The organism is Sphingobium scionense (assembly GCF_014197035.1).
GTDB lineage: Bacteria > Pseudomonadota > Alphaproteobacteria > Sphingomonadales > Sphingomonadaceae > Sphingobium > Sphingobium scionense.
Map to the genome: position 1 here is coordinate 1 of NZ_JACIEU010000032.1, position 17837 is coordinate 17837.

Below are 17837 nucleotides of genomic sequence, written 5' to 3' on the forward strand. Positions count from 1 at the left end.
CAGGAAACCACCACTTTCTACCATTCCGGAAGGGCGCGGGGCCTCGAGGCGTGCTGCCTTATGTAGGTTTTCTGTTCCGTTGCTACTCAACCCCCGTATCCAGCTTCTCATCGACAAGCCGCTGCACAAGATCGGGATCGTCGGCATAGCCTTCCCCCTTGGGGGAGAACAGGTCGCCCGTGATGGTGCCGCCCGCTGCCTGATAGGCATCCATACCGACAAAGCTGAACAGCCGGTGCCCGGTCGTCACCTTGGTTTCGGTAAGGGCACGGCGGACCTCATGGGCGGTGCGATAGCGTTTCAGGATTCGCTCCTGCCGCTTGTGATCGTCGGTCAGGGTGAACGCCTGCGCGCAAGCGACGTCGATCCTATTGGCCGCAAGCGCGTTGATGACCTTCGGGGAAAGAGCGGCGAGCGCCAGCGTCTTGCGGACCTCGGCCAGATCATAGAGGTAGCGATTGGCGATAGCTTCCTCGGTGAACCCCTCATCTCGCAAGGTCGCAAAAGCCCGGATCGCGTCGGCGGGATGCATGTCCTCACGCTCTGCATTCTCCGCATAGCTAATCGATGTGGCATTCTTGCCGTCGCGCAATTCGCAGCGCAACGTCGCATCGCGGCCCCATACCTTCGTCTTGACGTTATGGACGGCGGCCCGCCTGCGGCGTTCGCCAACGATAACCTCATATTTGCCGTCCTCGCGGGCGATCACGACAAGGTTCTGAATCTGTCCATCCTCGGATGCCATGCTGGCAGCTAGGGACTCGATCCCGGTCTTGACCTTCCGAACATTGCGCGGGGTCGCAACAAGATCATTCCAAAGAATATTGAGCGTCGTCATTTCATTTTCTCCTTGCTTTTCAATTGGCCGTCAGGCCGATGGCTCCTTTCGCCATCGGCCTTGGCGGACACGGACGCCCAAGAACGCGGAGGGAGAGGGGGGCAGCGAAAATCTGCCGGGGTGGTGCGGGCGCAGCGCAGCGAGCCTCGGTCCGGCTGATTATCGTTGCTGGGGAGAGGGGGCCGCGCGCCCCTTTCCCCGACAGACACAAGGATCTCGCCGCCCTGGGCGGCGTCATTGATCGGCCGCGGCGTCGACCAGGCGGCATGGGTCGTGCCGGCGAGCTGGGCGACGTGGAAGCGGGCAGGGGGCGTTGCGGGGGGACGCGTCCCCCCGCAGAGGGGGTAGGGCGAGACGGCGAAGCGGCTCGAACTCAGGGGGAGACTTCCCCCCTCGATCGCGTAACCCGGACCTCCGAAGCCCGAAGGCTCTCTACGGCGCTATTGGGGAGCGCGTTCGCCTTCGGGCCTGACATCAAGCGGCAGCGCGAGTTGATTGGCGTCGGGGCTAGACGTGCCGATCAATTCTTCGATGATCGCGGCCGCCAGTGCATTTGCGGCCCGCTCGCGTAACTCTTCGTCCGGCATCGTCAAACCAACGCGCGCCCATCCCGGCGCCGCCAGAATGATGGCGGATAGCGCATCCTGTTCGATTCGTTCCATAGAACGATGAGAACAAAAAAAGAACGAAAAGGCAAGATGCGCCGGCGGTGCCGGGCTATTCCATGCGCTTGCGGAGTCGATAGATCGTCGGCCGACTAACGCCGAGCTGACGTGCCACGTCTGACACGCTCTGCTTTTCCAGCATTTCCGCTACCTTAGGCCAATCCTCGTCCGCGAGGGCGTCCTTTCGGCCGCGGCGGACGCGGCGCTTGCTCTCGGATTCGGCATAAACTTCCGCGTTCTGGACTTTGGCGGCGGCCGCGAGCGCTCCGACAACAGCGCGGCCTCCATCGACACCATCGGGGTCGAGCTTCAGCGGTTCGGCCAGCGTGCGCACACCGCATCCGAGGCAAATAATCGACCAAATCGTTGCAACCAGGTCAGGAAGCGAAGATGCCACTCGATCGAGGCTGCCAGTGACGAAGATATCACCCTTCTCAAGATCCTCGATAGCAGCGGCACGCTGCGCAAAGCGACGGGTAGGGCGCTGGGGAAGATCATCGCGGAAAATGATCTTACAGCCTGCCTTGCGCAATGCTTTTTCCTGATCGTCCAGCGACGGGCCGGTAAGCGTTGCGCGCGCATAACCAATCAAACGCGCTGCCATCGGAGCCTCCCCTGCGTTGTGGGAAGGTAGCCTTGCAATGCTGGCGAAATTGGCATGATCGATGGCCGCGGTCCGGGCAGGCGCTGCACAACCGAAAAAATCGCGCCCTGCCGGCGACGCGTCTCCGGGGCGAGAGGCGTGCCGGCCCAAAGCCGGGTGTTGGAAACACTGGCACAGCGCAGCGCGCATGCGCCTTTACCGTTGCCGGTTGGACATGCGCGCATGCCACCCGGCCGAAATGCCGACCGAGAAGCTGCGCTTGAAAGGTTTCCATGCCTCAGCTCACGTCTCCGTGAGTTGCCTTGATCTCTAATCGGCCAAAGCACGAAGGCCAAGAGACTTTGCTGAGGCTGAGGAACGCGCACACCCCGAACGAGGTCAAACAGCGGGCACAAGCTGAGTGGTCAGGGGAATAGGATGCGAGCGGGTTCGATTCGCGCGAGGCGTGATAACAACCGTTGTAAGCACCTCGCGTCGGCGCGGCTTGGGCGCACCGGGTTTTGGCGGCACCACGACATCATAAAGCGCCATCTGATATTCCGGAAGCTCATCAGCCTCGGCGATGCCTTTCAGGGTATGTTTGAAGCGCGGCGCCGTATCGTTGCTGCCGACATGGCGACGAAGCACCTCGATCTCGATCTCCCATGGTTCGTCGCCGTCGCAATGGGAGCGCGCCAGCTCGTATAGGCGCCGTTCGATCGGCCCCAGCGAGAAGTAATCATGATGATAGGCGAGGATGCGCTGATCCAGCTTGATCGCGCGATATAGCCAGTCGCAAAGCCGGACGCGAACCGCCTTCAGCCTCTTATCGCCCCCGCGCCCGCGCGTCGAATAAGCCAGCTTGGCCTCAGCGAGCCAAGAGAAGTAACCTTCTTCGCCCTCGCCGCCGGTCTCGATGTTGGTCCGGATCTGCGTGCCCTGAAGTCGTGACAAGGCTTCAGAAAGGCGAGTGTAGGAGCGAGCCGAAAGACTGGTTCCTGTCACCCGGAAAAAGTCATGCGCGGTGAACGTAAAATCCTGCCCGACCGGCTCGCCTTCGCGGAGCTTCGCGGCCATGAGGCTGGCGATGTAGAGCACGATTTCTTTATCATAGATGGTGGCGACCCCATTTTGGCTTGGGCGCACCTCGATCGACACATTCTCCGAATGATATTCGATCGGTTTCATCTGGGCGGTTTTGGTGAGGGCGAAGAAGGGGAAGGCCATAATGGACCGCTCACCCCGAACATCACCATGCAGGGGGCTGTCGAATACAAAAAGGTCGCCTTGGCTGGAGGCCACCCCGGTCCTTCCTCTTTCTGATCGCCGAAAGCACGAATCCGCCGCGCTTTTTCCGATTCTCAGATTGTCCCCGCTCCGATGCGAAGTAAACCGGGACACCCCCTTCCATCGCTGAAAGCACGAATCTTTGACGCATTTCCGGCGGTTTGGAGAACGGTTTTGCACGATACGTTGAGGCCGATCGCCGGAAAATGACCGTTCGATTCGTGCTTTCGCCGATTCTTGGGCACGCCCGGATTCGTGCTTTCAGCGATTCAAGGCAACCTGATTCGCATAGACGAATCGACAATGCCCGTGCGGCGGCTGCTTTCGTGCTTTCGCCGATGGCTGGATTTGGGTCCACGAGCGCCGAAATCCGCGCAATCGTGGGATCGGCATTGTCGGAAACCCCGGAAAACAGCGATTTTTCTTTGCCGCGAGCGTCGCGCCCGGTCGATTTTCGATCATCGCCGAAAGCACGTTCGTTCGTTGGATCGAGCATCACTGGATCTCCGCCGCCTCGCGGAGACCATGAAAGGTCCGGCCTAGGTGCAGCTCACCGATCGTCGCGCGCTGGGTCATGGCGCGCAGATAGCCGCCAGCGTTGGTCACTTGGCCCTCGCGTTCCTTGTGCGCGACGGCGATCATCGCCGCGGCCGCACCGCGCCGGCCCATTATCCGGCAGGCTTCCCGCCAGGTGTGATTGTTGATGAAGAGATAGGTCGCCTGCTGCTCAGCGATGGCGATCAAATCGCGCCACGTTCGAGTGCTGAGGTCCAGTTCCCAGCAAATCTCGCTGCACGCCTTGCCGATAAAATCGACGTCGATCCCGTATTTGTCGAGGTCCGTTTCGACACGCGATGCCGGTGAAGAAGAAGCGCCTCCCTCGCCGCTACTGCCCCCTGCCAAGCTATTACGTATTTCTGCATTAGCAGGTTGGAGTTGGGTTGTAGTTGTATAGTGGGTGCAATTCGCTTCATCGGTGGGTGTAATATCTACTGAATTATCCACCAATTTTCGGGCGTCTTGCGCACCGTCAGCGGCCGTCGAGGCGGTGATGAAGGCGAGATGGACGCGGCGCTTGCGAAGCTCGATCTGATGCACGAGGCGGGCAAGGGCTTCGATATCGGTAAGGCCCCGTGCATGGTCGACGATCATGCGGGCCGTCTCGACTTCCTCCAGCCAGTTACAGCCCTCTAGGCCCTCATCAATGGCCGTCTGGGCGAGCTGAGCAATCGTCTTGCGCGCAATGGTGAGCCGCCGGCGCAGTTCCTGCTTCTCGCGACGAACGGCTGTGGCACGCTCGGCGATCTCGGTAAACTCCATCATGCGCGCGCCGATCGGCCGCAGGTCGAAGCCGTAGCCCCAGACAATATAACCATCGTCGCCACGCGCACCGCCACGATGGCCATTCGGAGAATCCTGCGCGACGATCAGGCGCAGCATTATGGCCTTGCGCAGCAGGTTTTGCACCTGCCGCACCTCTACCCCCAGCTCCTCCGCCAAGCGCTCGTTGCTGGGCCAGACTAAAGGCTGGCGGCCTTCCTGCCAGTCCTGTGGCTTTGTCCATGCGAAAAGCAGGTCGATCAGACGCACGATCCGAGCGCTGGCGCCTATGCTGGTCGCGGCGCGCTTGAAAGCGGCAAGGGCCTGACCATGGGTGGTGCGGCCTGAAAAGCCCCGGAACTGCTGGGCAGTCGCCTCAGCCGCCGCGAAATGCGTATCGTAGCGCCTATATCCGGCGCCTGGTTGCGGGATAGACAACATCATTCGGTCACTCCAATTCTGGAGCCCGTGCGGACACAAAAGATCCGTGGCGCGGAATCGCGCGTTTAGGACTTGTTGTTTATCGAAGGACCGTATAGCTAGAGGTCGTCACACCGGCTTGCTTGCAGGCCCTCGAAAAGCCCGGCCACTGGCCGGGTTTTTTATGCCCTCACCAAAGCTCCTTCCGCGCGTCGTTCATCCGCTGGCAGCGCGCGCGCCCTTTGCTGCCGGATTTCCACATGCGCAGCCGCCCCGTCGGTTCGGCGAACCTTTTCGCGAGAATCGGGAGGGCATGGCTGTGCATGGTCAAGACATCGCCGGAGCGGCCCTGCATGACCACCCGCGAATCCTCGTGCTTTTGGCGATATGCTCCACGAAGATTCGTGCCATCGGCGATAATGACAGCGAAACAAGCTGGATCGGGAAGCCATCTTAGCCGCAGATCGCGATTTGGACGCGATCGTCGCATAGTCAGACGCGATAACTCTATTGATATCTTCGGTGCTTTACTCTGACCCAGCACGGAAGAACGATAACAACTTTCCGCATAATTACCGACTTCATGCGGATATCTCAGGCTCATCCTCTCTGTCTCCCCCGACTCCCGACTCCTGATCGCAATTATGCCTGTGTAACGATGCTTGCCCTTGTAAAACAATAGGGCTATTATGTTACAACAACAGATCGCCCATAAGAAGGGGGAGGAGAGATGCGAAAGCCTCTGGCCGTCTCAGCAAGCGTAGCGCTGCTCGCCACGTTTGCGCCTGCACCGGCCCTCGCAAGCGATTTCGGCTGTCAGGTTCTGTTGTGCCTCTCCAATCCGGGCGGGCCAACACAATATCAGCAATGCGTTCCGCCAATCTCGAAGCTGTGGCGTCAGCTCGCGTTGGGCAAGCCTTTTCCGTCCTGCACGGCGGGCGGCGTCGTCAAAACCAAGGTGCGCAATAAGGACAGCAGCACGCGGCGCCGGGTCGAAATGACCTATGCCGACGGGCGGGTCGTAACCTATTCGCTCGCCGGCATCGAGCGAGCGGCGTCCAATGAAGCGGTGGGTCAGGTCCGCTCGCAATGATTGTTTCGTTCGCCATGGCCCTCGATCTGGCGCGGCAATGCGCTCCGTCGGTGGCCCCAGCGACGATTCTCGCGATTGCTCATGCCGAAAGCGAACTCGATACGCTGGCGATCAACGTCAACGGCGGCCCCAAGCTGCGGCCTGCCACCAGCGCGGCCGACGCCGCGGCACTAGCCCAGCGCTATATCGCCGCAGGCTACAGCGTCGATCTGGGCCTTGGTCAGATCAACAGTAACAATCTCGGATGGCTCGGCCTGAGCGTCGAGGACACATTCGATCCTTGCCGAAATCTTGCAGCAGCCGCGCGCGTTATCGGCCTAAATTACAGCACGGCCGCGCGCGGGGGCGCGAGCGGGCCAGAAGCAATGGGGATCGCGCTTTCGCTTTATAATACCGGGAAGCCGCGCCGGGGTTTTGCCAACGGCTATGTGGCGCGCGTTTACCGCTCGGCCGCGATCGTCAGGCGAGGACTTGGCGCAGCGGCCCCGGCTCCGCCTCAAGCGGTTGCAAGAGGGGAGGGGCGATCCACCCCCATCGCGCCAGCGCCGCCTCCGACGCCTTCCGAGGTCGCTCAAGCCGCACCCAAATGGGACGTGTTCGCGCGGCCCGCCGCGCCAGCGCTCATTTTCGGCCGCCTCAAGGAAGTCGAGGAGCTTCAAGGAGAAATGATGCAATGACCTTTCCGCGTGTCGTCCGTCCGCTGCCGGTCAATCTACCGGCGATCAAACGATGCTTCGGCCTGCTCGTGCTGGCCGCTGCGGTGAGCATGGTGATGACCGATCCGGCCTATGCGCAGGCGGCTGACGGCATCACGTCGATGGCGCAGAATATCCTTTCCTGGCTGACCGGCACGTTTGCCAAGACCATTTCGGTCATCGCGGTCGTGATCGTCGGTTTTATGTTCTTTACGGGCCGCGCCAGCCTGCCGCTCCTCGTTACCATCATTGTCGGCATATTCATCGTGTTCAGCGCGGAGTGGATAGTCGATACGATTACGGGAGGCTGATCCCATGCGCGCGGCCAATCCGTCCAGCAATCAGGAGAAGCTGCGAGAGGAAATCCTATTCCTCGCCGTCACGCGACCGACGATGTGGTTGGGCGTGCCGATCGAGGCATCGCTACCCATCGCGCTCGCCGCCTGTGTGACGCTCATCGTCACGGGCAATCCGCTCTATGCGCTTGCGTTCGGTGGTGCGGCCTTTGCGGTCGCGCGGCTCGTCGTGCGTCACGATGCCAATGCCTTCCGGCTGCTCATGCTGTGGACCCGCACCAAGGCACGTTGCCGCAATCGGGTATGGTGGGGCGGAAGCTCCTATTCGCCGCTGCCCGTCGCGGGCCTCAAGCGCCGGGGATTTCATCATGGCTAGGGGAGCGGCAGCGGAACGGACGCCGTGGCGCGTTCTGCGAAACGAAACGGAGCCGGGCCGCTATCTGCCCTATGTCCGGCATGTCGATCCATATGTCGTCGCACTCGAAAATCGCGACCTGATGACCATGTTCCGGCTCGACGGCCTGTCGTTCGAGACGGCTGATCCCGCCGATCTCAATGACTGGCATGAAAAGCTGAACGGCGTGCTGCGCAACATCGCCGATGATCGTCTTGCGCTCTGGACGCATATCGTTCGCCATGATGTCGCCGATTATCCTGAAGGTCGCTTCCGGTCTGCCTTCGCCGCGGCGCTCGATGCCCGCTATCGCGAGCGGGTTACGGCGCGGCGGATGTTCGTCAATGAAATCTATCTGACCCTTGTGATGCGCCCTGCCGCTGGATCGGCGGATCGAACGGCCGTGCTGCTTAAGCGCATATCGCAAGCCCGGCGCGAAGATGAGGAAATCGACGCGGACGAACTGCTCCGCTTCGAAGAGAAAGCCCGCGATACGGTAAAGCTGCTGGGGCGCTGTGCCCCTCGTCGCCTCGGGACCTATGAATATGGCGGCATCATGTTTTCAGAGCCGATGGAAGTTCTGGAAATGGTGATGATGGGGGTGCACCGGCGAGTCCCTCTGGTGCGCGGTCATCTAGGCGGCGCGCTCTATGGCGAACGGCTGATCTTCGGTCGCGAGACAATCGAGGTCCGCGCCCATGATCGCAGCCGCTACATCGGCATGTTCGGCATTCGGGAATATCCGGCGGCAACCCGTCCGGGCCAGTTGAACGCGCTACTAAGTGCGGACTTCCCGCTCGTCGTGTCTCAATCCTTCGCGTTCATGGGTAAGGCACGAGCTGCTGAGCGGTTGCGGCGCCGGCAGAACCAGATGGCATCGACCGAAGATGCCGCGTCCAGCCAGGCCGAAGATCTGATCGCGGCCGCCGATGATCTGCAAAGCAATCGCTTCGTGCTGGGCGAGCATCATTTTTCGCTGGCAGTGTTCGGCGACAGCATCCGACGGTTGAACGATAATCTTTCCGGCGCGCGCGCAGCGCTGGCCGATGCGGGCCTCGTCGCAGCCCGCGAGGGACCGGCGCTGGAAGCGGCCTTCTGGTCGCAGCTTCCCGGCAACTTCCCATGGCGCTCGCGGCCTGCTGCGATCACGTCGCGCAATTTCGCGGCACTTTCCCCGTTCCACACCTATCCGAGCGGCAAGGCCAGCGGCAACCATTGGGGGCAGGCGGTGGCACTGCTCAAGACGGCAGCTCAATCGCCCTATTATTTCAACTTCCACCACGCCGATATCGGCCACACGCTGATTATCGGTCCGACTGGCACCGGCAAGACCGTGGTGCAGAATTTCCTTATGGCGCAGCTCGAAAAGACAGGCGCACAGCAGATATTCATCGACAAGGATCGCGGCGCGGAAATCTATGTCCGCGCCAGCGGCGGCACCTATCTGACCCTGCGCAACGGTGAACCAACCGGCTTCGCGCCGCTCAAGGGCCTCGACAATAGCCCGCGCAATCTCGCGTTTCTGGAAAAGCTGATCCGCCAGCTCGTCACGCCGCGCAACGGCACGCTCAACGTGACCGAGGAACGCCAGATCAGCGATGGCCTGGTGTCGCTCTCCCGCCTGCCTGCCGATCAGCGCTCGTTCGGTGCGCTGCGCCAGCTTCTCGGACAGCGCGACGCCGAAGGCATCGGCGCGCGCCTTGAAAAGTGGTGCCGGGGCGGCGCGCTGGGCTGGGTGTTCGACAATGAAAAGGACGCGCTCAGTCTCGATGCTCGCTTCATCGGCTTTGATATGACGGATTTCCTCGAAAATCCAGAAATCCGTTCGCCGGTGATGCTCTACCTGTTCCACCGGATCGATGCGTTGCTGACTGGTCAGCCGCTCGTGCTTGACATTGATGAGGTGTGGCGACCGCTGGAGGATGTGGGCTTTCAGGAGTTCGCGCAGGATGGCCTGAAAACCTACCGCAAGCTCAACGCCTTCTTCGTGTTCGGCACCCAGAGTCCGGCCGACACGCTCAAATCGCCGATCGCCCACAGCATCATCGAACAGATGGCGACGAAGATCATCCTGCCCAACCCGAACGGCAATCCCGACGACTATATCAAGGGCCTCGGCCTGACGGGGAAGGAATTCGACCTGATCCGCCACGAGCTGATCCCGGAACAACGGCGGTTCCTCGTCAAGCAGGGGCACGATTCCATCGTTGTCGAACTCGACCTTGGCGGGCTCGACAACGAACTGACCGTGCTCTCAGGCAGGGCAGATACGGTCGCGCTTCTCGATACCATCCGTGCCGAAGTCGGCGACGATCCAGCGATCTGGCTTCCGGTTTTCCACCAGCGGCGGCGCTCGCCCCAAGTCTCGAAAGGATGACGATCATGCGCAAACCATTGATGGCGACCGCCGTGCTGGCGACCATGGCGGCGACCCCCGCCGCCGCGCAGGGCATTCCAGTCTATGACCAAAGCGGCTTTGCTCAGGCGCTTGCCACCGTGAAGAACACGCTCTCAATGATCGAACAGGGCAAGCAGCAAATCAGCGAGGCGCAGGCGCTGTTCGGAAGCCTCAACAAACTGACCGATGTGAACGGCATCGCGACATCGCTGAGCCAGGACGCCGTGCGCCGGTGGCTTCCTCCCGAAGCACGGGACATCGCCGTGCTGATGAACGAGGGGCCGGAGGGGTTGGGCGCCATCGGTAATCGAGCGACGACGATCCGCGATGTCGGACGCGTAAACCTGCCGACGCTCGCCGTTGGCGCACCGCAAGCATCCTTCGATGCGCGCGGTCGCCTCGATACCATGGGCAACGAGGCGGCAAGGGACGCCGCGCTCGCCGAAACAGCCTATGACGTGACACAAAAGCGCACGGATGGACTGGAGGAATTGCGGGGTGCGCTCGACGGCGCAACCGATGCCAAGGACGTGCTCGATATCCAGGCCCGGATCGGTGTGGAAACCGCGCATATCCAGAATGACGCTATGCAATTGCAGGCGGTGGCGATGCGCCAGGCGGCCGGCGAACGGCTTCGCGCTCAGCAGGAATCGGAACGCATTCTGTCGCAAGCCTATGAAAGCCTCGGCAAGCCGTGATGCGTGCCTGCTTGCCCCTCACCGCTGTCGCGCTCGCTCTGGCCACGGGCGCCTGCACGTCAGAGCCGCGCGGCAAGGATCATTTCGAGCGGCATCCGGACGAATTGGCGGCAGTGCTGAAGGCTTGCGCCGACGGCACTCATAACGTGCCCCAGGAGTGCGCGAATGCGGCCGATGTCGACATCTTGCGCAAGGCGCGTGGCTCACTGGGACAATAGAGGGCGCTGGGATGGCGAGCCATCTGTTTGAAAGCATCTACGATAATATCGACGGGAAGCTCGACCTGTTCCTCAACGAACGGCTGACCAATATGGTCGACGTCATCCGTGGGCCGTTGGCGGTCGGCCTGACCATCTACATCGTTCTTTATGGTTATGCCGTGATGCGCGGCGTCATTTCGGAGCCGTGGAGCGAATTGTTCTATCGGATGGTGAAGCTCTGTATTCTCTATCTGGCCGCAACGACCGTGGCCTATTCCGAATGGATTACCCAACCCCTTTTCCATTCGATGCCCGACGCCATCGCCCAAGCGCTCGCGGGCAAGACGATCGACAGCGTGGGCGGCGCATTCGATAACTATTACGCGCAGGCCGACGCGCTGATCCTACGGATCAGGGAGGAAGCGGCGACCTATTATGACGTCAACCCTTGGAAGCTCGTCCTCTATCTGGTCGCGCTGGCCCTGAACGTGCTCGCGGGTCTGTCCGCTGCGATCGGCTTCGCCGTCACCGTCTTTGCCAAGGTGGCGCTGGCGATCATCATCGCTTTGGGACCGCTGTTCATCGCGCTCGCGTTGTTCGAGGCCACTCGCCGGATGTTCTATGGCTGGCTCAGCCAGGCGTTCAACTATCTGGTCCTGATGGGCGTCATCATCGCGATCACTTCGCTCATCACGGATCTCGGCGAAACCGCGCTCTCGCAGTCGCAGGGGATCGTCGATGTGACGGTCGGGGCGGCCCTGTTCGCGGCCTATCTCATTCTCGGAACCGTCTTCTTCCTGCTGGCGCCCACGATCGCGTCGGGGATCGCCATGGGGGCCGCGCTCGGTGTCGGGGACTTCGCGGGCAATACGGCCGCAGGAATCGGGCAGGCCGCGCGCGCGGGCCGCGCCGTGGGCGGCGGCGCAAGTCGCATGTTGGGCCGGGGCAGAACTGCAAGCGGCGGATCACTGCGCGCCAGATGAAGGGAGAGAGCGGGATGGATCGGTTCGGGAGAGGAGCGTTGGGCGTCGTGCCCGCGATCGCGCTGCTGGGGGCAGCCGGATGCGCATCGACCAACCCGCCGAAGCTCGCAACCTGCGATGGGAAGCACCTGCGGGACGTCAACATATATGGGACCGTGCTTCCGGGCGGAGAGCAGCCAGGCTCGCCCGCCGCCGCCGATGAAGCACCGCCCCCGCCGCCCGCAACCGGCGCGTGGCGTGATACCGAAGAAAAGGCGCGTCTCGCCTCGCTGCGCCCCTGCGGAGGACAGGGATAATGGCCGAAGGCGTCGAGGCTGAAGGGCTGCGGGCCTATTTTCAGGAAGCCCGGAGCTGGGACCAGGATCGCGTGCGCGACGCCATTCGATCGCGACGTCTCGCATGGATTATCGCCGGAATCGCGGGCATCGTCGCCTGTGCGGCTGTGCTTGCGGTCGCAGCGCTCTCCCCGCTTAAGACGGTGGAGCCGTTCGTCATCCGCGTTAATCAGACCACCGGCGCGGTGGATGTCCAGACCGCCATCACCGGCGCAAAGCCGATCGGCTATGATGAAGCCGTCACGAAATATTTCCTCGCGTTGTATGTTCGGACGCGCGAAAGCTGGCTTGCCTCGGCGGCAGAAGAGAATTTTCGACAGGTCGCCATTTTGTCGACTCCTTCGGAACAGAAGCGTTGGCAGGCCGCCGCCAGCCCTTCCAATCCGCAAAGTCCGCGCAATCAGTGGGGCACGAACACGGTGGTGGACGCGCGCGTGCGCAACATCGCCTTCATCAACTCCAAAGTCGCCAATGTTCGTTTCACGCGCATTGTTCGGGTCGATGCCGAAGAGACGTCGAGCGACTGGATCGCGACAGTCAGCTTTGCCTATACCAACGCCCCGATGGAAGAGGGAGACCGCTATCGCAATCCCCTCGGCTTCCAGGTGCTCACCTACAGAGCTGATCCGGAGGTGGCACAATGATCGGCCGGACGACAGTCTTCATTCTGGCACTTTTGGCGAGCGGGACGGCGATGGCCGCCGAAACGCCCCGTCCTGATCCGGCTGATCCGCGCATGCGCTGGGTCGATTACAATGAGCGGGAAGTCTATAGGATTGTCGGCACGTTCCGGACGGCCACGCAAATCCTGCTGGGGTCGGATGAGACGATCGAGCATGTGGCGCTCGGCGACACCGTATCTTGGGAAGTCGCCGTGGCGGGGCACATATTATTTCTCAAGCCCCGCGAACGTGCCGGCGCCACCAATCTGATCGTCACCACGTCGCGCGGGGGAACGCTGCGCAACTATACATTCGAGCTGAGCGCGAGAAGCGGCCCGATCACGGCCGGATCGCCGAACACCTTCTTTCAGGTCCGGTTCCGCTATCCTGAAGATGAGCGGGAGCGCGCCGCCCGCCTCGCGGCGACACAGGATGCCGTGCGTCTCGCGGCCGTCGAAGCCGCTGCGATCAAAGGCGCGCTCGATCGCGGTGTGATCGAGGGGCCGCGCAATCTGGCCTACAAGGTCCAGGGATCGGCCGCGCTCCAACCTTCCGAAGTATCGGACAATGGGCAGTTCACAGTGCTTCGCTTCCCGGCGACCCGGGAGATTCCCGCGATCTACCTCGTCAGGCCGGACGGCAGCGAAACGCTCGTCCCGTTCGATGTGCGCGATGAGTTCGTGGTGGTCCACGCCGTCGCCGAACAGTTCCGGTTACGCCGCGGCCGCGAGGTGCTGTGCATCTACAATCAATCGCCGCCGCAATGGGGCGTCGATTACGGGACCAATACCGGCTCGCCGCATGTCGACCGGACCATGCAGCGGAGGAACGACTGATGGCCTCGCAGTCCCCGGGAACACCCCCAAGCGGCCGCATTCTCGATCCCACGCCCGAAGCGGCCGATATCGATCGTGGCATTACGCCCGTAACCGCCATATCGCCGGCGAAGCGCACCGGCGCCCTTGTGCTCGCGGGTGTGGCGATGGTCATCGGCATCATCTGGGTCAATTCAGGCACAAGCAGGAACAATGGCGAAAGCGCGCTGATGACGCGCAATGCCAATGCCGATCGACCCGATAGTAAGGCCCGGCAGGTCGTGGCCTACGAGCCGCCGCGAGTAACGGGAACCGGCATACAGCCGCCCCCGCAACTGGTGCCACCCCCAGAAGGCCAGGCCGTTCCGGCGATTGACCCCTCGGCGCCACCGCAGGGCGCGGCCGGGGAAGGGCGGCGCGATCCTGCCGCGACCCTTGCCGACAATGCCCGACGCTCGACGCTGGTGGCCTATGGCGGCAGGCAATGGGCGACGCCCGCGGCCGGAGAGACAGCGGGTGCCCCGACTGCGATGCCAGCGAGCATAGGCGGGAGCAACAGCACTGACGGGGAGGGGCAGGCGCCCAATGCCCTCGATCTCCTCCGCCAGTCGTCGGCAATCGGAGAAGCGCGCGCTTCGATGCTTCCGAACCGAAATTTTCTTATCACCGCCGGGACGCTTATCCCCTGCATTCTCGAAACCGCGATGAACTCGGCCCAGCCGGGCTATGTCTCGTGCATCATTCCGCGCGATGTGTTCTCGGAAAATGGTCGCGTCGTCCTTATGGAAAAGGGCACCAAGATCCTCGGCGAATATCGCGGCGGGCTTCAACAGGGCCAGAACAGGCTTTTCGTGCTGTGGACCCGCGCCGTCACGCCGCAAGGTGTTCGCATCGATCTGGCCTCGCCCGGAGCGGACGCGCTTGGCCGCGCCGGATTGGCCGGGGCGGTCGATACCTTCTTCTGGGCGCGCTTCGGCGGCGCATTGCTCATGTCGCTGGTCGATGATGCCGCCTATATTGCCGGGCAGAGAATCGCCGGTGCCGATCAAGCCGATAATACCGTGCGCGTCCCTTCGGATGCCGCTGGCATCGCGCTTCAGCACAATATGCAGATCAGGCCCGTCTTGAAAAAGAACCAGGGCGAGGAAGTGGCGATCTTCGTCGCGAAGGATTTCAACTTCGCTGATGTCTATGGCCTTCAGCTTCGGCGGTCCCCATGACAGCCGATATTTCGGTCTTGCGGCACTATCTGGAGCCGATCGCGCCACTGCTCGCGCCGGCCGATGTGACGGAGCTGGTCATCAACCGTCCCGGCGAGGTCGGTATCGAGGACCGGCAGGGCTGGCGCTGGCTTGATGTCCCTGCGCTGACGCCGGCGTGGCTCACGACCCTTGCGACCGCCGCCGCCGCCCATACACGTCAGGACATCTTGCCGGCCTCGCCGATCTGCTCGACCGTCCTGCCAGGTGGCGAGCGCTGCCAGATTGTCATTCCACCCGTAGCGCCAGCCGATACGCCTTCCTTCACGATCCGCAAGCCATCGCAGGTCACGCTTGGCATTGACGATCTGGCCGATGGCGGGTTGTTTTCCCTGACCCGCGTTGGCGGCAAGGGCATATCGGAGGCGGACCATCGGTTGCTGGCGCTGCGCGATGCCGGTGATTGGCCAGCCTTTTTCCGCCTCGCGGTCCAGTCGCGCAAGAATATCCTCGTGAGCGGGGCGACCGGCTCCGGCAAGACGACCTTTGCCAAGGCGCTGGTCCAACTCATTCCCGATGGCGAGCGCTTGGTTACGATCGAGGACGCGCGCGAGCTGGTCGTTCCGCATCGCAATACTGTCCACCTCGTCTATGCCAACGACGGGCAAGGTCTCGCCAAGGTCGGCCCGAAGCAGCTTTTGGAAAGCGCCCTGCGGATGCGGCCCGATCGCGTGCTCCTTCAGGAGCTGCGCGACGGCACCGCGTTCTTCTATTTGCGGAACGTCAATTCCGGGCATCCCGGCTCGATCACGACCGTCCATGCCGGGTCGGCCGCCGGCGCGATTGAACAGCTCACCTTGCTCGTCAAGGAATCGGAAGGCGGCCGCGATCTTGCGCGCGATGATATTCGCGGGCTGCTCCGAATGCTGGTCGACGTCATTGTCCAAACCCGGAAGGATGCGGGTCGGTTTGGCGTCGAGGAAGTTCACTTCGCGCCGCAGGGAGACGGGATAGATGCCCACGCGTAGGGCGCTGCTGTTTGGCGGCGGAGCCTTCGCCGCAGTCCTCCTCGCCACGGCGATCGCGCTGGTGGTCGCACTGGCGGGCCTGAAACAGCTTCGCACGGGTATCGATCTCACGGTGCTCCCGTCCTGGCTCTGGTATTACAGGGGCGATCCCGCGCTACGGAGCTGGTTACTACGAGGCTACAGCGTCGCGGGTCTGATCGGCGCCGTAGGCGGGCTGATCGTCCTGCGGCAGCGTCGGCCGCTCCATGGCGCGGCCCGCTTTGCCCGCGAGAGCGAAATTGCGGGCGAGGATTTACGCGCTGACCGCGGAATCATCCTCGGCCGCAAAGGCGGGCGTTTCCTGACGTTCGGGGGAAGCGAGCATGTCCTTCTCGAAGCACCAACTCGGTCGGGCAAGGGCGTGGGCATTGTCATTCCCAATCTGCTCAATTGGCCGGATTCGGTCGTCGTGCTCGATGTGAAACGCGAGAATTGGCAACGCACGGCAGGATTTCGCCAGGCAGGCGGGCAAGAGGTCTGGCTGTTCGACCCGCTCACCACCGACGGGCGGACGGCGCGCTACAATCCACTCTCTTATATAAATCGGGACGATCAGGTCGCCGTCATTGATGAATTGCAGAAGATCGCGCTGATGCTCTTCCCCAGCCCGGACAGGGGCGATCCGTTCTGGGCGGAATCGGCGCGCACCGGCTTCATCGGCACAGGGGCCTATATCGCCGCCATGCCGCATCGGCCGTTCACGATCGGCGAAATCTATCGCCTGATGACACAAGGCGATCCAAAAACGACGCTGCCCAAGCTGGTGGAGGAAGCCGCCACGGCCGGGGTCCGGCTTTCCATGCCCTGCGTCAATGCCATTGCTGACTTCACGAGCGGATCGGACAACACATTCTCCAGCGTCCGGCAGACAATAACGTCGAAGCTCAGCCTGTGGCTCAACCCCTATGTCGATGCTGCGACCTCAATAAGCGATTTCGACATGCGCGATCTGCGTCGTCGCCGAATGTCGCTCTATCTCGGCGTGTCGCCCGACAATATGGAGCGTGTGGCGCCGGTCTATAATTTGCTGCTGCAACAGCTTGTCGACCTCAACACCCGCACGCTGCCCGAAGAGGACAGCACGCTCAAGGTGCAGGTTCTGGCTTTGCTGGATGAGTTTGTCCAGCTCGGCCGCGCGATGACGATCGCCAACAGCTTCTCCTTCATCGCGGGCTATGGGTTCCGTCTGCTGCCGGTGATCCAGGGACAGTCCCAATTGCGCGCGCTCTATGGCGATCAGGTCGCCCGCTCGATCATCACGAATTGCGGCGTGGAAGTTGCCTTCACGCCCAAAGAGCTGGACGTGGCGAAGGAGCTATCGGAACGATTGGGCTTCTACAGCTTCAAGGCGAAATCCAAGAGCCTGACAATACACGGCCTCCTCGCCAATCGCAGCACAACGGAGAGCGATCAGCGTCGCGCCTTGCTGATGCCGCAGGAATTGATGCAGATGTCGCGCAAGGACATGCTGGTGCTGCGCGCGGGTATCCCGCCGATCCGGGCGAAAAAGCTGTTCTACTATCGGATGCCCGTTTTTAAGCGCCGATTGATGCGACCACCAGAAATCGAGGCGCACCCGCTACCCGCTCACGCTCGCCCCGCTGCTCCTCGCCCCGCTCCGTCGGGTCCGCCGCTGGCGAACGCAGCGGATGAAAAAGAGAAGATCGTTGCGCCAGTCGCGGACGATGTGCCGGGCGAGACGGACACGGGCCAGATACCAGATAGGGAGATGACCGACGCGGAGATTAGCGGGAACGTCGTCATTCCCGCTGACGCGCTGGTGCTTGACGATATCGAAGTGCCCAAGAGAGGCGCCAGCGAAGGCGAGGCCAAGGCTTTTGTTGAACAGATGATAGCACGCGCAACCGATCAGCGCGAGCCGGCCTGAA

Annotated in this window: 20 protein-coding genes; 13 read left to right on the top strand and 7 right to left on the bottom strand. The window is 62.2% G+C overall.

What is annotated here, in order from left to right; translation table 11 throughout:
• Positions 1 to 82: 82 nt before the first annotated feature.
• The 7 genes from GGQ90_RS24445 to GGQ90_RS24475 form a co-directional block, all read right to left on the bottom strand.
• Complete coding sequence (locus GGQ90_RS24445) at positions 83 to 838, bottom strand: ParB/RepB/Spo0J family partition protein (RefSeq protein WP_188084224.1); 756 nt, start codon at positions 836 to 838, stop codon at positions 83 to 85.
• 440 nt (positions 839 to 1278) lie between these two features.
• The gene (locus tag GGQ90_RS24450; RefSeq protein WP_072598944.1) at positions 1279 to 1500 is read right to left on the bottom strand and encodes a DUF6771 family protein; all 222 of its coding nucleotides are present in this window, start codon (positions 1498 to 1500) and stop codon (positions 1279 to 1281) included.
• 55 nt (positions 1501 to 1555) lie between these two features.
• Positions 1556 to 2107, bottom strand: coding sequence for a recombinase family protein (locus tag GGQ90_RS24455; RefSeq protein ID WP_072598945.1), 552 nt, complete (start codon positions 2105 to 2107; stop codon positions 1556 to 1558).
• A gap of 378 nt (positions 2108 to 2485) precedes the next feature.
• Positions 2486 to 3313, bottom strand: a complete 828-nt coding sequence (gene trfA / locus GGQ90_RS24460; RefSeq protein WP_083579372.1) for a plasmid replication initiator TrfA — start codon at positions 3311 to 3313, stop codon at positions 2486 to 2488.
• A gap of 22 nt (positions 3314 to 3335) precedes the next feature.
• Entirely contained in the window at positions 3336 to 3869 is a 534-nt protein-coding gene (locus GGQ90_RS24465) for a hypothetical protein (protein WP_083579373.1), read from the bottom strand.
• A complete protein-coding gene (repC, locus tag GGQ90_RS24470; RefSeq protein WP_072598948.1) occupies positions 3869 to 5137 on the bottom strand; it encodes a plasmid replication protein RepC in 1269 nt (422 codons plus the stop codon). Before repC ends, GGQ90_RS24465 begins: the two co-directional genes overlap by 1 nt.
• A gap of 166 nt (positions 5138 to 5303) precedes the next feature.
• Positions 5304 to 5717 (bottom strand): hypothetical protein, encoded by a 414-nt coding sequence (locus GGQ90_RS24475; protein ID WP_158011124.1) that lies wholly within the window; start codon positions 5715 to 5717, stop codon positions 5304 to 5306.
• 126 nt (positions 5718 to 5843) lie between these two features.
• Here GGQ90_RS24475 and GGQ90_RS24480 point away from each other — a divergent pair, with 126 nt between their 5' ends.
• The 13 genes from GGQ90_RS24480 to GGQ90_RS24540 all read left to right on the top strand — a co-directional run bounded on the left by GGQ90_RS24480 (position 5844) and on the right by GGQ90_RS24540 (position 17836).
• Positions 5844 to 6206, top strand: coding sequence for a hypothetical protein (locus GGQ90_RS24480; RefSeq protein ID WP_072598950.1), 363 nt, complete (start codon positions 5844 to 5846; stop codon positions 6204 to 6206).
• Positions 6207 to 6220: 14 nt separating this feature from the next.
• Positions 6221 to 6883, top strand: coding sequence for a lytic transglycosylase domain-containing protein (locus GGQ90_RS24485; protein WP_246428429.1), 663 nt, complete (start codon positions 6221 to 6223; stop codon positions 6881 to 6883).
• The gene (locus GGQ90_RS24490) at positions 6880 to 7212 is read left to right on the top strand and encodes a TrbC/VirB2 family protein (protein ID WP_072598952.1); all 333 of its coding nucleotides are present in this window, start codon (positions 6880 to 6882) and stop codon (positions 7210 to 7212) included. The genes GGQ90_RS24485 and GGQ90_RS24490 overlap by 4 nt, the downstream gene beginning before the upstream one ends.
• A gap of 4 nt (positions 7213 to 7216) precedes the next feature.
• Positions 7217 to 7573 (top strand): VirB3 family type IV secretion system protein, encoded by a 357-nt coding sequence (locus GGQ90_RS24495; protein ID WP_072598953.1) that lies wholly within the window; start codon positions 7217 to 7219, stop codon positions 7571 to 7573.
• Positions 7566 to 9968, top strand: coding sequence for a VirB4 family type IV secretion/conjugal transfer ATPase (locus GGQ90_RS24500; RefSeq protein WP_072598954.1), 2403 nt, complete (start codon positions 7566 to 7568; stop codon positions 9966 to 9968). The genes GGQ90_RS24495 and GGQ90_RS24500 overlap by 8 nt, the downstream gene beginning before the upstream one ends.
• 5 nt (positions 9969 to 9973) lie before the next feature.
• Positions 9974 to 10687 (top strand): TrbJ/VirB5 family protein, encoded by a 714-nt coding sequence (locus GGQ90_RS24505; RefSeq protein WP_072598981.1) that lies wholly within the window; start codon positions 9974 to 9976, stop codon positions 10685 to 10687.
• A complete protein-coding gene (locus tag GGQ90_RS30030; RefSeq protein ID WP_072598955.1) occupies positions 10687 to 10905 on the top strand; it encodes an EexN family lipoprotein in 219 nt (72 codons plus the stop codon). Before GGQ90_RS24505 ends, GGQ90_RS30030 begins: the two co-directional genes overlap by 1 nt.
• An 11-nt stretch (positions 10906 to 10916) precedes the next feature.
• Positions 10917 to 11870 (top strand): TrbL/VirB6 family protein, encoded by a 954-nt coding sequence (locus GGQ90_RS24515; protein ID WP_072598956.1) that lies wholly within the window; start codon positions 10917 to 10919, stop codon positions 11868 to 11870.
• 295 nt (positions 11871 to 12165) lie between these two features.
• Positions 12166 to 12849 carry a VirB8 family type IV secretion system protein gene (locus tag GGQ90_RS24520; RefSeq protein ID WP_072598958.1) on the top strand — a complete coding sequence of 228 codons (684 nt, stop codon included), beginning with the start codon at positions 12166 to 12168 and terminating at the stop codon, positions 12847 to 12849.
• Positions 12846 to 13703: a P-type conjugative transfer protein VirB9 gene (gene virB9, locus GGQ90_RS24525; protein WP_072598959.1), complete on the top strand. Its 858-nt coding sequence runs from the start codon at positions 12846 to 12848 to the stop codon at positions 13701 to 13703. Before GGQ90_RS24520 ends, virB9 begins: the two co-directional genes overlap by 4 nt.
• Entirely contained in the window at positions 13703 to 14902 is a 1200-nt protein-coding gene (virB10, locus tag GGQ90_RS24530; RefSeq protein ID WP_072598960.1) for a type IV secretion system protein VirB10, read from the top strand. Before virB9 ends, virB10 begins: the two co-directional genes overlap by 1 nt.
• Positions 14899 to 15909 (top strand): P-type DNA transfer ATPase VirB11, encoded by a 1011-nt coding sequence (gene virB11 / locus GGQ90_RS24535; RefSeq protein ID WP_072598961.1) that lies wholly within the window; start codon positions 14899 to 14901, stop codon positions 15907 to 15909. Before virB10 ends, virB11 begins: the two co-directional genes overlap by 4 nt.
• Positions 15896 to 17836 carry a type IV secretory system conjugative DNA transfer family protein gene (locus GGQ90_RS24540; protein WP_072598962.1) on the top strand — a complete coding sequence of 647 codons (1941 nt, stop codon included), beginning with the start codon at positions 15896 to 15898 and terminating at the stop codon, positions 17834 to 17836. The genes virB11 and GGQ90_RS24540 overlap by 14 nt, the downstream gene beginning before the upstream one ends.
• Position 17837: the final 1 nt, after the last annotated feature.

Excerpts from the sequence above, each read along its gene's own strand:
- GGQ90_RS24445 (WP_188084224.1), bottom strand. The coding sequence starts at position 838 with ATGACGACGCTCAATATTCTTTGGAATGATCTTGTTGCGACCCCGCGC.
- GGQ90_RS24450 (WP_072598944.1), bottom strand. The coding sequence starts at position 1,500 with ATGGAACGAATCGAACAGGATGCGCTATCCGCCATCATTCTGGCGGCG.
- GGQ90_RS24455 (WP_072598945.1), bottom strand. The coding sequence starts at position 2,107 with ATGGCAGCGCGTTTGATTGGTTATGCGCGCGCAACGCTTACCGGCCCG.
- trfA (WP_083579372.1), bottom strand. The coding sequence starts at position 3,313 with ATGGCCTTCCCCTTCTTCGCCCTCACCAAAACCGCCCAGATGAAACCG.
- GGQ90_RS24465 (WP_083579373.1), bottom strand. The coding sequence starts at position 3,869 with ATGCTCGATCCAACGAACGAACGTGCTTTCGGCGATGATCGAAAATCG.
- repC (WP_072598948.1), bottom strand. The coding sequence starts at position 5,137 with ATGATGTTGTCTATCCCGCAACCAGGCGCCGGATATAGGCGCTACGAT.
- GGQ90_RS24475 (WP_158011124.1), bottom strand. The coding sequence starts at position 5,717 with ATGAGCCTGAGATATCCGCATGAAGTCGGTAATTATGCGGAAAGTTGT.
- GGQ90_RS24480 (WP_072598950.1), top strand. The coding sequence starts at position 5,844 with ATGCGAAAGCCTCTGGCCGTCTCAGCAAGCGTAGCGCTGCTCGCCACG.
- GGQ90_RS24485 (WP_246428429.1), top strand. The coding sequence starts at position 6,221 with ATGGCCCTCGATCTGGCGCGGCAATGCGCTCCGTCGGTGGCCCCAGCG.
- GGQ90_RS24490 (WP_072598952.1), top strand. The coding sequence starts at position 6,880 with ATGACCTTTCCGCGTGTCGTCCGTCCGCTGCCGGTCAATCTACCGGCG.
- GGQ90_RS24495 (WP_072598953.1), top strand. The coding sequence starts at position 7,217 with ATGCGCGCGGCCAATCCGTCCAGCAATCAGGAGAAGCTGCGAGAGGAA.
- GGQ90_RS24500 (WP_072598954.1), top strand. The coding sequence starts at position 7,566 with ATGGCTAGGGGAGCGGCAGCGGAACGGACGCCGTGGCGCGTTCTGCGA.
- GGQ90_RS24505 (WP_072598981.1), top strand. The coding sequence starts at position 9,974 with ATGCGCAAACCATTGATGGCGACCGCCGTGCTGGCGACCATGGCGGCG.
- GGQ90_RS30030 (WP_072598955.1), top strand. The coding sequence starts at position 10,687 with ATGCGTGCCTGCTTGCCCCTCACCGCTGTCGCGCTCGCTCTGGCCACG.
- GGQ90_RS24515 (WP_072598956.1), top strand. The coding sequence starts at position 10,917 with ATGGCGAGCCATCTGTTTGAAAGCATCTACGATAATATCGACGGGAAG.
- GGQ90_RS24520 (WP_072598958.1), top strand. The coding sequence starts at position 12,166 with ATGGCCGAAGGCGTCGAGGCTGAAGGGCTGCGGGCCTATTTTCAGGAA.
- virB9 (WP_072598959.1), top strand. The coding sequence starts at position 12,846 with ATGATCGGCCGGACGACAGTCTTCATTCTGGCACTTTTGGCGAGCGGG.
- virB10 (WP_072598960.1), top strand. The coding sequence starts at position 13,703 with ATGGCCTCGCAGTCCCCGGGAACACCCCCAAGCGGCCGCATTCTCGAT.
- virB11 (WP_072598961.1), top strand. The coding sequence starts at position 14,899 with ATGACAGCCGATATTTCGGTCTTGCGGCACTATCTGGAGCCGATCGCG.
- GGQ90_RS24540 (WP_072598962.1), top strand. The coding sequence starts at position 15,896 with ATGCCCACGCGTAGGGCGCTGCTGTTTGGCGGCGGAGCCTTCGCCGCA.